The sequence below is a fragment of the Methanosarcina subterranea genome (genome assembly GCF_055385895.1).
In genome coordinates this window covers 884949-897538 of record NZ_AP042426.1, presented here as the reverse complement: position 1 = coordinate 897538, position 12590 = coordinate 884949, and the positions used below count along the sequence as shown (strand labels likewise).

Sequence of the window (12590 nt, the reverse complement as noted above, 5' to 3'; positions counted from 1 at the left end):
AAGTCTCACACAGAATGATAATAGATGCCCCTGATGTGGCAAAGGCTGCAAAAGCCGGACAGTTCATAATCCTCAGGATTGATGAAAGGGGGGAAAGAGTTCCTCTTACAATTGCGGATTTTGAGAGAGAGACAGGCACGGTTACTGTAATTTATCAGGAAATGGGCAAGACCACAAAACAGCTTGCAAAGCTTTCTGCAGGCGATTCCCTTGAAGATTTTGTCGGACCCCTTGGTACTCCTGCTGATGTCAGAAAACTCGGTACTATAATTCTTGTAGGAGGAGGAGTAGGAGTTGCCCCTATCTACCCCCAGGCGAAGGCTTATGTGAATGCAGGCAACAAGGTAATTTCAATTATAGGAGCCCGAAATAAAGACCTCCTGATTCTTGAAAATGAAATGGAGAAAGCCAGTTCCGAACTGTACATAGCAACCGATGACGGGTCAAAAGGGCACCATGGGTTTGTAACCGATATCATGAAAAGGATTCTGGACAGCGGTGAAAAGGTTGCAAGAGTTGTAATTATCGGACCCCCAATCATGATGAAAGTAGGGGCAGGGGTTGCGTTCCCCTATGATGTTGAAATCCTGGTCAGCCTCAATTCCATAATGGTGGACGGAACAGGGATGTGCGGAGGCTGCAGAGTTACAGTCAATGGAAAAACAAAGTTCACATGCGTTGACGGGCCTGAGTTTGATGCCCGTGAGGTTGATTTTGTCCAGCTCATGAACAGGCTTGCAATGTACCGCGGCGAAGAAGGAAAAGCTGTGGAAAAGTATGAAGAGGAATGCAGGTGCGGACTGCACTGAGAAGGAGGGGATGAAAAAATGCAAGAACTACACGGAGAAAAAACAGGAAAAGTAAAGAAAGAAAGAACCCCGATGCCAGAGCAGCCTGCCGAAGAGCGCAAAAATAACTTTAATGAAGTAACTCTCGGATACACGAAAGAAGATGCCCTAGCAGAAGCTTCCAGATGCCTCGCCTGTAAAGACCCGAAGTGTGTTGAGGGCTGCCCCGTGAATGTGGATATTCCGGGCTTTATCCAGCTGGTCTGTGAGGAAAATTTTGAGGGGGCAATCGAGAGGATCAAAGCCACAAACGCCCTCCCTGCAATCTGCGGCCGCGTCTGCCCCCAGGAAGCCCAGTGCGAAGCCAGCTGCGTACTCGGGAAGAAAGGCCAGCCTGTTGCAATAGGAAGGCTTGAGCGTTTCTGCGCGGACTATGAGCGCGAAAAGGGTGTGAAGGCTCCTGAAGCTATGCCTCCTACCGGCAAAAAGGTAGCAGTGGTGGGCTCCGGTCCTGCTGGACTTACTGCCGCAGCAGACCTGGCAAAGCTAGGGCACAAAGTAACGATCTTTGAGTCCCTTCACAAAGCCGGAGGAGTTCTGAGTTACGGCATCCCGGAATTCAGGCTGCCAAAGGGGATTGTGCGGCAGGAAGTAGAGTACATTGAAAAGCTCGGTGTAGAGGTCAAGCCCAATTATATCATAGGCAGGATCAAAACCCTGGACGAACTCTGCGACGACTTCGATGCCATTTTCCTGGGCACGGGCGCAGGTCTCCCGAACTTCATGGGAATAGAAGGCGAAAACTTAAACGGTGTCTATTCCGCAAACGAATTCCTGACCCGTGTAAACCTCATGAAAGCCTATGATCCCGAATATGACACCATGGTCAGGCGCGGCAAGCATGTTGTGGTTGTGGGAGGCGGAAATGTGGCAATGGACGCAGCCCGCTCCGCCCTCCGCCTGGGCGCAAAAGATGTAAGTATAGTCTACCGCCGCGGAGAAGACGAGATGCCTGCCCGCCGCGAAGAAATCGAGCATGCTAAAGAAGAAGGCATTACCTTCAGGCTCCTTACAAACCCTGTCCGCATCCTCGGAGACGAGAAATTCAATGTTACAGGCGTCGAATGCATAAAAATGGAGCTTGGCGAGCCCGATAAATCCGGCAGGAGAAGCCCTGTCCCTGTAGAAGGTTCGGAATTCCTTATACCTGCGGACGTTGTGGTTATTGCGATCGGGACTTCTCCGAACCCGATAATTTTCAAGGGCTCAGAAGGTCTTGAGCAGAACAAACGGGGCACTGTAGTTGCCGACGAAGAGACCGGGGCAACCTCCAAGTGCGGAGTTTTTGCTGGTGGAGATGTGGTAACAGGCGCAGCAACCGTAATCAGTGCAATGGGCGCAGGGAAGAAAGCTGCAAAGGCGATTGATGAGTATTTAAAAGAAAAGTGAAAGAAAAATAACGAGAATACCAGTAAAGTGCGATAAGATAAAAAGAATGACTGAAAATTCTTCTTTTATTTTTTTGCCTTTCTTTTATCTTACAGCCTTTCTTTACATTCTTCTTTTAATAGAACTTATTAGTAATAGTAAGAAACCTTACTGAATTCGGCATCCGCCTGTGAGTAACGGCCCTGATCTATGTACCTGCAGCCGGCTTCAAGATGCGGCAAGTCTTTCTCAAGTTGTGTAAGGATCCCGCAGGTTTCAATAGCTCCTACTGAGATTTCGGAGTAATCTGAATCCTTAAGCTTTCCCAGTTTTTTCTTAGATTCAGAAAACTTTACAGAAGAACTGGTAAGCTCATCAGCAGCTTTATTCCATTCTTCAGCTTCCATATATTCCACTGCATTAAATAAATGTTCGGACCCATCCAGGTATGGATACATTCCATTTGTAAATTCCTTAAGTTCCAGGCTCATTTTCTCGCTGGTTTCGAGACCATCTATTCGCACAGTAACATAACTCTTCTGCTGTACAGGTACTGAATTAAGGTCAATAGAAGAGATTTTCTCTTTTGCAGAACCTAGATAAATGGTAGAATTATTTAAAGCCTTACTTGCCTTGTCAAGCTCTTTTCTGCTCAGGTCAATATCCTCTGAAACCAAGTATGCTGTAACTTTTTCAAGACGCTCCGTAGCAAGAATTAGATTTTCTAAATAGCTAACTGAATCCAGTCCAACCCCTGCAAAAACTGTATATCTTTCAATATCCTTAGTTTCCTCTTCGTAATCCGAAGATGTATTGCTGAGAATTTTTAAAGCCTCTTCGTAATCAATTTTTGCAGCCTTGAGACCGGTCTTTGCAGAAGTATAGGTACCTTTATCCATAGCTGAAATTGCACTTTCAACTCTCAAATCAGCACTATAGATAAGTGAAGAGGAAGTATTGATTTCTTCAGCAGCTGATACCTTATTTCCTGTACACCCAGAAAAAGACAGTACCAGTATAAGTCCCATAAAAGTTACCAGGAAAACTTTACTCAAAGGAAGTTTACTTCGTATATTCATCATACCTCGCATCCTCAAAATTATATTTACTATAGAGAGTCCAGTGTGCAGGGCGTAGAAATATTTCAGCAAGATTATTGAGAAAAGGAGACCTTTACACTGAAACAACAAGATAATAAGTATTTCAAATAATGAGAATAGATACTATTAAGTTTTTTGATTTTTATCCCAATTATAGGAAATTATATTAATACTATTAAAATATAGACCATCTAGTGTAAAATTATTAGAATTAAATATATGTTTTCCCAAATATAAAATTCATGCATAAAAATAGCAAATCAATTAGCAGTAATATTACAAAAGTTAAACTTAGCAATACTAAATTACGTAAATAGTGCTGGAAAACATCAAATTTATGGAGACATACGGGAAGAACCAATATAAATAGTAGCGGAAAAAAATAAAACTTTTGAAATTAATAACAGAGTTGAGAAAAATAAAGAAAAAGAGAAAAACGAAAGTCAGAGTTCAAAGACTAATCTCAAAATTACGATCAACACAATGATTAAAAAGAGAGTCCACACAAACGGCAGAATAATCCGAAGCAGAAAATACAGTACTAATGCTATGATAATTAATTGAATTAAAGAAAGTTTTCTTCTCCCCGAATGTAGAGAACGGTTATTAAATCCACGAGTCATGTTGTGAACCTTCCAGACTTCTTTTTTTGATTATATATTATTTCTGTTCTCTTTTATATTTATCCCGTACATAAGGATGTTTTTCAAAAATTTCCATAACATTAGCATAAATGCTAACAAATAATTAAAAAGTATAAATGGAGAGCACAAGTTACAAAATGAAAAAGTGAGGCAAAAATTAAAACTGCATGCTTTTAAATAAAGTTCCAGTGTAAATTTAAAAAGCTCGACAGAAAAATTCAGTAACAGGTCTGCTGGGAATCGAACCCAGGTTCGAAGCTCCGGAGGCTCCAGTGATATCCGCTACACTACAGACCTTCATTTTGAAAAACTTATGATCGATTAACTGACTCATAAAGCTGTCATCAGTTAACTGGCTCTTTATAGAGCTAAATAGCTTATAAATTTAATCCTCAACGAAATTATAAATGTCCTCAAAGAAAACGATTCGAATAAACATTCGTCAGGCCAACTTATAAATTCCTAAGTTTTACGTTGAGTTCAGGATATTTCGTTCTGAAGTCAGGATATTTTTGTTTTGAATTCAGGATATTTTTCGCATCTAATTCATGCCCTCATTCTTCCCATTTCTGCCCGTACTCTTCTTCAAATGCCAGTTCCGAAAGGGCTTTACGTGTGGAAGTACGTTTTCCCGGAGCAGGTTCTCCAATGGCAATCACAGCCATGAGTTCGAGTTTAGATGGGCAATTAAGGATTGAATTAACCTTTTCATGCTGGTTTAAGATCTCTCCGAGCCAGACTGTACCCAGGCCAAGCTCACAGCAGGCAAGGAGCATATTCTGGATAGAAGCCCCTATTGCCTGAACATCTTTTGTCCTGTTGTACGAGTGTTCGGTATCCAGGAAAGCTGCGATAAGCAGAGGGGCTCCTGCGACAATACTGGAATAATGCGTGCATTCAGAGAGCTCGTGGATAATTTTCGGGTCTCTGACAACTGCAAAGCGCCAGGGCTGGTTGTTCAACCCGGAGGGAGCCCAGCAGCCTGCATTAAGAATTATGTTGATTTCGTCCTTGCCGATGGGTCTGTCCGTAAACTCCCGGACACTCCGTCTGTTGAGGATTGTGTCAATGACTTTACTTTCTCCTGTTACTGGCATGTTTATTCTCCAAATAGAGTTCTAAGTTTTGGATTTGTGGGTCTTCGGTTAAAGTATTGACATTAAATTATGAAACTTTACCGCAGACAGGTAAGCAATTCTTACAAAAAGGCAGTGTATTGAAAGTTCTGTAAATCGAATATATGATGCATAGGTTTTATTGTAATTTATGTATAATCTAGAAGTTATAGATTTTCTATAGATTTCAGAAAAATTCCGTTTTGTTCTCAGTATGTGAAATCAATATACTTTTATTAAAAAACGTAACACTTAAAGCATAATTCCTGTTTTATCGTTCAATTTTTATAACGAGAATTGACCTTTCCAGGCAAAATTTTCCATAAATGCCTATGTTTCTATTTTCTCGAGTGTTCCATAGTATATAGAAAATGCTTGTTCCCTTCGATAATCCAACATCAAATGCAAAAATTCTATGATAAACACAGAGGCATTTTTCTCGGTGTCTGTAGATACCGATTTAATAAGTGTTACCAAATGGAAAATATAAGCCTTTATGAAAAATGGACTATGACAGTTATAGATCCCTTAAGTCAATTGGGAGTTTAGTAAATACAGCCAGATGACGCTGATTTATAATTGAACTTCCAAAAACCAGCACTCAAGGATATTTAGATGTTAGGATGTACTTGCTGCTGAATGTAGGATACCCAACCAATTAGGAGAGAGCTTATCCTAAAACTCAGAATTTATTTCTCGAATCTTATACCCAATAATCAATCAAGTTCCCAATCTTGAAAACAATTATGGGAATTGTTAATGGGTAGAAGTGAAATAGGTTTTGGGATAAGCTCAGAGTTAACCGATCATGTGAAACTAAAATTTTGCTTCAATATTAGGATTTTTTTCAACGGAACCAAAATCCGAGATTTAAAGAATTATTTTTTATTTTTTAATCAGTTCGTTGATGAACTAAAAAATCACAATTATATTCTCAAATATATAGGTTCTTTTTAAAATATAAATATATGTAAATAAAGGTAAATTAATAATCTTTTCTACAATGTTCTGAACTTATAATGTCCATTTCTGTTATGAGAGGGAAAAAATGAAAGTGATGTTGATTATGCCACCTATATGGGATGCCTGCAATCCTTATCTTAGCTTGCCAATTCTAGCCAGGGTCTTAAGATCTGCTGGCCATGAAGTGATCTTACGTGATCTAAATATCGAGGCCCAAGATGCCCTTTTTTCTCATAAATTTCTTTCCATATGTCGGGACAGAATCACTCACTATATTTCCCAGTATGAGTCTCAAAATGATCTCCTAGTAAAGAATATCAATGATTATACGGTTGCAATAGAGAGTCTGGCACAGTTAGAATATGTCCTTGAGAATGTAAAAGAGGCAAAATCCATATTTAGAGATAGGGGCAATTTCTTTCTGCCGGAAAAATACTACTGGGCTGAGAATGTCCTCCGTTTAGCGGCACAATCCATTACTTATTCTTTCGTGGATAGCAGAAATAAAGTAGTGGAAGTGTTTCAAGGTTTCATGACGGCCTTAGTTCAGCCTGGTGTAAAGCGAATGTCTACTTGGAGTGAAATCGTCAATTACGCTCAGAACTATCAGGGCATGCTAAGCGATTTCTTCCTCAGTCGCGAAGTGCTTGATGGCATCACCAACGCATCACCTCAACTAGTCAGCTTTACCGTCATCACACGGTCCCAGCTTCTCTATACTCTCGTTATAGCTAGACTATTGAAACAGCAATCACCGGAAACTAAAATCGTGGTTGGAGGAGGAGTACCAACTAGACTGATCAATGCAGGTGAAGATATACGCCACCTACTAGAGGGCATTAGTGATATTGATTATTACATTATAGGTCCTGGAGAGAGTGCCCTCATAGAGTTAATAGAATTCATCCAGGGTGAAAGGGCAGATGTAAATGTCAGCAATCTGGCCTATAGAAGAAATGGCAAACTCGTATTAAATCCTCAAAGTGCGACCGATGAGGAATCAGTCTGCCCGGATTTTGACGGTTTGCCATTTGGATTATATTTCTCTCCCACGCTTGTTTTACCTTATCTGCTAACTAGAGGATGTTACTGGAATCAGTGCTTATTTTGTGATCATAGATATATGTATAATTCTCACTACTACGAGCCACCCATCGATGTGGTAATCGATCATCTTTCCTACCTATCCTCGAAGTATCAAACGAATAACTTCTATTTCTGTGATGAAAGCCCTAGACCGGAATATCTCTCATTGTTATCCCAGGCGATCGTAGAACGAGGTTTAGAAATCAATTGGATCGTTAACTGCCGCTTCGATCATAAATTGGTTAAAAGTGATTTTCATGTGCTTAAGGCAGCAGGTTGTCGTAAGCTGCGCTTTGGATATGAATGGGGTAGCCAGTATCTACTAGACATGTACCAGAAGGGAATCAAACTTAATGATGTACAAGAGATCTTAAAACAATGCAAAGAAGAAGATATCGCTGTTTACCTGTACTCCATTGTAGGTGCCCCGATGGAGACTAAAGATATGACGAGAGAATCACTCTTATTTCTTTTGGATCATAAAGACTCGATTGACTCTCCTGCATTCCAGTTTGACGTCGGTGTCTTCGGTATTTTTTCCACTGCGCCCTTGGCGGGGCGGCTCAAGGAGTTCGGTGTGGAGCTTATTGAGAGATACGATGATTTTGATTCTCTTTACAGTTGGCCCGGCAAGAGTCTTGGTCCTGAATTAGAGGAGGAAATGGAACATTCAATCCATAGATCTTTTGGCTTAAAATGGTATCCATTAAGATACCTTAGTCATTCCTTGCTTTATCAGATCTATCATAAAGATGGACCCATCCCAAATCAATATAAACTCGACCCATATGTTGAAGGACAAGGAAGATACTACCGAGAAAATTGGGATATCGGCATAGAATGTAAATTCAGCCAGGTGTTTAGACCAGATGAATTGAGGGATTTGAATACCTCATGCATCAGTAAGAAACCAGGGAAGATTCCCTTTGAGGTAACACATATCGTCCAACCCCAAAACGCCTCAGCACAATTTTGTCCAGCCCTTCACATACAACCTAAGAAAATTGCTTGATAAAAAGAATAAAAGAATTTTATTCCGAGGTCCAGATAAATATTGCATATACCAGTCACTCAGACATTCCACGACGTGGAGCACAAAGAACCCCATGGGCTCATCTAAAGGTGCCGTGCTCTGATGATGACATAAAATGAAAGAGGTGAAATAATATGACAGAAAAAAGCGAAGCGGATGATATCCTGAGCGCAAAGAAGGATATCATGAACGCAAAGGCAGATATCATGAACGCAAAGGCAGAGATCCTGAACGCAAAGGCGGATGTCTTAGGCGGAAAGGCGGACGTCCTGGGCGGAAAGGCGGATGTCCTGGGCGGAAAGGCGGATGATATCCTGAGCGCAAAGACGGATATTCTGAACGCAAAGGCAGATATCCTGAACGCAAAGGCAGATATACTGCGTGGAAAGGCGGATGTCCTGGGCGGAAAGGCGGATGATATCCTGAGCGCAAAGACGGATATTCTGAACGCAAAGGCAGATATTCTGAACGCAAAGGCAGATATACTGCGTGGAAAGGCGGATGTCCTGGGCGGAAAGGCGGATGTCCTGGGCGGAAAGGCGGATGTCCTGGGCGGAAAGGCGGATGATATCCTGAGCGCAAAGACGGATATTCTGAACGCAAAGGCAGATATCCTGAACGCAAAGGCAGATATACTGCGTGGAAAGACGGAAAAATAAGGGAAAGTCCGAGAAACCAAAAATGTAAAGGAGTGGGCGTTTTCTCACGCCCTCTCCGATATTGATTTTTTCCATGCGATTTAGGGTCAGGTAGCTGTTTGCATACAGCAAATTCAACCGGAGAGTTGCATGATAGGGTTTGTTTTGGCCAGTGGCCCGATCTACGGCAAGAGTTTGGGGACAGATTTGTGCCACTGGAAATCAGGTAGTGTTCTAATTTAGAATATTTAGTGAAAAATTAAAAATTTGCTTCTAATTCCATTGATGATCGGCTAACCTTCATGTTCAGAGACCTTCTGCAGTAAATTTGATTTAAATATTCTGACATATTTAGACATAAATCATCATCTATAATCAAGAGGCTAAATACTGCAACTTTAAATGAGCTACAAAATGTTATTTGTTGTAGCAATTATAGGCGTGACTATATGTCTGAAATAAATGTGTATAAATGGAAAGATATTCGAAAATATTTTCCACCTAAAAGAGTGGCAGAAATTCGAGCCAAAATCCTTGAACCGCGAAAGTCTGGAAGATATACCGATAGAGAACTGTGGGAAATGTATGGAATGAGCGAACGTACTTTCTATGATCTTATTGAGCGAGCAAAAGATGAGAGTACAGCAGACGACTTAAAAGACAGGCCTTCGAAGCCCAAAAATCCGTATAGGAAGCTACCGGATGAAGATAAAGCTGAAATAATTAGGACTTACGAGGTCAAACTAAAAAATAGTAGCGAAGTACTGATATTGAGTGAGAGCTTTAGTATTAGAACAGGAGAAATATTATGTTAACAAATAATTTTCGTAACATTGTTTATTTAAACAAAAAACGGGAAAAAGATCTCCCTCGTGTTTTAACAGCCCAACTCGAAGAAGGTTTAATAGCATATGTACAAGAGATGCTATCTTTTAATAATATGGCTTGGGAAGGTTATAATGAAGCATTGTCACTGGCAAAATTACCTACTGGGAGTAGGGGACTTGATGCTGGTTGTGGTCCGGGTGGGATTCTATCACTTCTTGCTAAGTCTATAGCACATTCCGGTGAAATACTTGGCCTTGACTACACACCTGAACATGTAAATGTAGCTAGTAAAAAGGCTATTTTTCTTAACAAAAAATACAAAACGTTAAATGTTGAGATTGGTACATGTGATTTTAATGAAATACCATTTCGGTACAAAAATGCAGATGGAAACATGCAAGATATTCCAGATGATTATTTTGATTGGATCTGGAGTAGTGATACGATTTGCCCTGGAATTTTTAAGAACCCCCAAAAAGTCTTTAAAGAACTAGTTAGAATCACAAAAAAAGATGGAAAGATTGTATTATTCTATGCTAATGACAGAACTATTCTGCTGCCAGGGTTTCAAAGATTAGAAGCACAGTTGTATGAAATGCTACATTTTCCAGATACGGATAAAAATGGTGGTTTAATGGTTCAGACCGATATGGCAAATATCTGGATGGCTAACTGCGGAATGGAGGCGATTGAATTTAAAACATTAAATGTTGAAAAACATGGTAGCGTAAAAAATCAAGACATTTCAAAGGATGAGGAATTGCCAGGTGTTAATGATCAGATTTATATTGATTATCAAATATCTGCTATGTATTCATCCGCATTAACAGATTTGCACAATGGATATAAATTACCATATATGGATAAAGACCGACAAGAATACTTACCTCATCAAGATTATTACTACTTCAGATTGATACCTCAGGTCAATATTGGTGTGGTTAAAAAATAGGGTTCTGTTGCAAAAATCAGAATATTAAAGTAAAAATTTAGTTGCAAAGCAAAGTACATAAAATACAGAATATTCTTCAGATAACAAACAGATTTAGACAGTTATTCTGAATAACATGTTTATAAAATTGACTTCACCAAGAACACATTGATTTAAAGCACCAACATGTCCTATTTTATCATATACATAATTTCAATTACTTTGTTTTATCCTAGAATTATTTCGTCTCAGAATTTTTACCGTTTTTCAAATACGAACGTTTTAACATAGAACGTTCGTATTTTAGCAGGAAATTATCAGTTATTTCCTGTCAAAACTCAAAAAATACCTCAAAATACGAACCTTTATAGAAAATATTCGTAAACCTGAATATAACATACTCTTCGAGAGCTTTTATCCGTAAAAGTCCGGCCAGAAATCTGAGTTATGTTCAGATTTAGCCTAAAAACCTATGTATCATGTGTAGAACAAATTTACAGAACTTTTGATATATTGTCGTATAGAGTAAATTTTACAGAAAAATAGGCACACTTCCGACAAAAAGCCAGGAAAATGGTGAGTACTTACCAAAAAGCGTAGAGTAAGAAGAAGCCGGTGGACAGATAAGACAGTAGCTAGGAAAAAGATATAAGAAAAAATGAGCCTGTCAGGCCCATTGCCTGACCTGGCTTAAAACAAAAAAGTAACTTTACGCTCAGTCGTCATCAATCTTCTTATTGAGCCAGGGGATATTTGCCCGGATTTCTTTGCCGACAATCTCAAGTGGGTGTTCCTTTTCCTGGCGCTCCATGGCTTTAAGTACAGGATGATTGACCATGCCTTCGAGGACGAACTCTTTTGCGAACTCGCCGTTCTGAATCCTTTCAAGGGCCACGTACATGGCTTCGCGGGATTCCTCATTGATGATTCTCGGGCCAACGGTCATACCACCGTATTCGGCAGTGTTGGAGACAGAGTGCCACATCCTCTCAAGCCCGCCTTCGTAGATAAGGTCAACAATGAGTTTGACTTCATGACAGGTTTCGAAGTAAGCCATTTCAGGCTGGTACCCTGCTTCCACAAGCACCTCAAAAGCCGTCTTGATAAGCGCGGAAATCCCTCCGCAGAGGTCAACCTGTTCTCCGAAAAGGTCGGTTTCGGTTTCTTCACGGAAGGTTGTTTCATAAACTCCTGCTCTGGTTGCGCCGATACCCTTGGCGTAAGAAAGAGCAAGGTCCCTTGCTTTTCCGGTTGCGTCCTGATAAACTGCAATCAGGCCAGGAACTCCTATACCTTCTGTGTATGTTCTTCTGACAATGTGTCCGGGGCCTTTGGGAGCAACCATGAAAACGTCCACATCTTTTGGGGGCACTATCTGGTTGTAGTGGATATTGAAGCCGTGAGCAAAAACAAGGGCGTTGCCGGCTTTCAGGTTGGGCTCGATCTGGGAATAGTAAACAGATGACTGTTTTTCGTCAGGCAGGAGGATCATGATAACGTCTGCAGCTTTTGCAGCTTCTTCGACAGTCATGACCTTCAGGCCATCAGATTCGGCTTTGGTCCAGCTGGAACTGCCTTTCCTGAGCCCAACAACGACATTAAGCCCGGACTCGTGAAGGTTTCTGGCATGTGCATGTCCCTGGCTTCCATATCCCATTATTGCAATGGTCTTATCCTTAAGTGCATCAAAAGTGGTTTCGTTGTCATAAATTATCGTTGCCATTATTTGATTCTCCTGATTGATTTTATTGATTTTATTGATTGATTTTATTGATTGATTTTACTGACTAATTTTATTGATTGATTTTGCTGACTAATTTTACAGATTGATTACCTGTAAATTCTTTAATTTTTTAATTAAAATTCCCTATATTATTCGGGGAGTATCCGGACTTACAAACACAGATACCTCCCGAGAATTAAATTGATTTTTGAAAAATTGCTGTCTCTGGATCCTGGCGAGCTTTTGAAGGGAAAGAGAGGCCGGAAACCCGGAGTGTTTTTAAGAAGACCTTTAGAATTTGAAAAGGCTTCCG

Annotated in this window: 9 protein-coding genes and 1 tRNA gene; 6 read left to right on the top strand and 4 right to left on the bottom strand. The window is 40.4% G+C overall.

Features of this window, described 5'->3' with window-relative positions; genetic code table 11:
- Positions 1 to 14: 14 nt before the first annotated feature.
- Positions 15 to 809, top strand: coding sequence for a sulfide/dihydroorotate dehydrogenase-like FAD/NAD-binding protein (locus tag ACZ5A8_RS03945; protein ID WP_464532326.1), 795 nt, complete (start codon positions 15 to 17; stop codon positions 807 to 809).
- Between the two features lie 18 nt (positions 810 to 827).
- Positions 828 to 2237 carry an NADPH-dependent glutamate synthase gene (gene gltA / locus ACZ5A8_RS03940; RefSeq protein ID WP_464532325.1) on the top strand — a complete coding sequence of 470 codons (1410 nt, stop codon included), beginning with the start codon at positions 828 to 830 and terminating at the stop codon, positions 2235 to 2237.
- 128 nt (positions 2238 to 2365) lie between these two features.
- On the opposite strand, the gene ACZ5A8_RS03935 is transcribed toward gltA, so the two are convergent.
- The 3 genes from ACZ5A8_RS03935 to ACZ5A8_RS03925 form a co-directional block, all read right to left on the bottom strand.
- Complete coding sequence (locus tag ACZ5A8_RS03935; protein WP_464532323.1) at positions 2366 to 3298, bottom strand: hypothetical protein; 933 nt, start codon at positions 3296 to 3298, stop codon at positions 2366 to 2368.
- Positions 3299 to 4185: 887 nt separating this feature from the next.
- A tRNA-Arg gene (locus ACZ5A8_RS03930) sits at positions 4186 to 4257 on the bottom strand.
- 257 nt (positions 4258 to 4514) lie between these two features.
- On the bottom strand, positions 4515 to 5057 hold the full coding sequence (locus ACZ5A8_RS03925; RefSeq protein ID WP_464532321.1) for a nitroreductase family protein: 543 nt from the start codon (positions 5055 to 5057) through the stop codon (positions 4515 to 4517).
- A gap of 1066 nt (positions 5058 to 6123) precedes the next feature.
- Between ACZ5A8_RS03925 and ACZ5A8_RS03920 the strand changes: the two genes are divergently transcribed.
- The 4 genes from ACZ5A8_RS03920 to ACZ5A8_RS03905 all read left to right on the top strand — a co-directional run bounded on the left by ACZ5A8_RS03920 (position 6124) and on the right by ACZ5A8_RS03905 (position 10575).
- On the top strand, positions 6124 to 8136 hold the full coding sequence (locus tag ACZ5A8_RS03920; protein ID WP_464532320.1) for a B12-binding domain-containing radical SAM protein: 2013 nt from the start codon (positions 6124 to 6126) through the stop codon (positions 8134 to 8136).
- A 155-nt stretch (positions 8137 to 8291) separates the two neighbouring features.
- Positions 8292 to 8816 (top strand): hypothetical protein, encoded by a 525-nt coding sequence (locus ACZ5A8_RS03915; RefSeq protein WP_464532318.1) that lies wholly within the window; start codon positions 8292 to 8294, stop codon positions 8814 to 8816.
- A gap of 428 nt (positions 8817 to 9244) precedes the next feature.
- Complete coding sequence (locus ACZ5A8_RS03910; protein WP_464532317.1) at positions 9245 to 9610, top strand: helix-turn-helix domain-containing protein; 366 nt, start codon at positions 9245 to 9247, stop codon at positions 9608 to 9610.
- On the top strand, positions 9604 to 10575 hold the full coding sequence (locus ACZ5A8_RS03905) for a class I SAM-dependent methyltransferase (protein WP_464532315.1): 972 nt from the start codon (positions 9604 to 9606) through the stop codon (positions 10573 to 10575). Before ACZ5A8_RS03910 ends, ACZ5A8_RS03905 begins: the two co-directional genes overlap by 7 nt.
- 694 nt (positions 10576 to 11269) lie before the next feature.
- On the opposite strand, the gene ilvC is transcribed toward ACZ5A8_RS03905, so the two are convergent.
- Entirely contained in the window at positions 11270 to 12277 is a 1008-nt protein-coding gene (gene ilvC / locus ACZ5A8_RS03900; protein ID WP_464532313.1) for a ketol-acid reductoisomerase, read from the bottom strand.
- Positions 12278 to 12590: the final 313 nt, after the last annotated feature.

What these genes read in the sequence shown, in the direction of transcription:
- ilvC (WP_464532313.1), bottom strand. Translation starts at nt 12,277, where the DNA reads ATGGCAACGATAATTTATGACAACGAAACCACTTTTGATGCACTTAAG.
- ACZ5A8_RS03910 (WP_464532317.1), top strand. Translation starts at nt 9,245, where the DNA reads ATGTCTGAAATAAATGTGTATAAATGGAAAGATATTCGAAAATATTTT.
- ACZ5A8_RS03945 (WP_464532326.1), top strand. Translation starts at nt 15, where the DNA reads ATGATAATAGATGCCCCTGATGTGGCAAAGGCTGCAAAAGCCGGACAG.
- ACZ5A8_RS03925 (WP_464532321.1), bottom strand. Translation starts at nt 5,057, where the DNA reads ATGCCAGTAACAGGAGAAAGTAAAGTCATTGACACAATCCTCAACAGA.
- ACZ5A8_RS03920 (WP_464532320.1), top strand. Translation starts at nt 6,124, where the DNA reads ATGAAAGTGATGTTGATTATGCCACCTATATGGGATGCCTGCAATCCT.
- ACZ5A8_RS03935 (WP_464532323.1), bottom strand. Translation starts at nt 3,298, where the DNA reads ATGATGAATATACGAAGTAAACTTCCTTTGAGTAAAGTTTTCCTGGTA.
- ACZ5A8_RS03905 (WP_464532315.1), top strand. Translation starts at nt 9,604, where the DNA reads ATGTTAACAAATAATTTTCGTAACATTGTTTATTTAAACAAAAAACGG.
- ACZ5A8_RS03915 (WP_464532318.1), top strand. Translation starts at nt 8,292, where the DNA reads ATGACAGAAAAAAGCGAAGCGGATGATATCCTGAGCGCAAAGAAGGAT.
- gltA (WP_464532325.1), top strand. Translation starts at nt 828, where the DNA reads ATGCAAGAACTACACGGAGAAAAAACAGGAAAAGTAAAGAAAGAAAGA.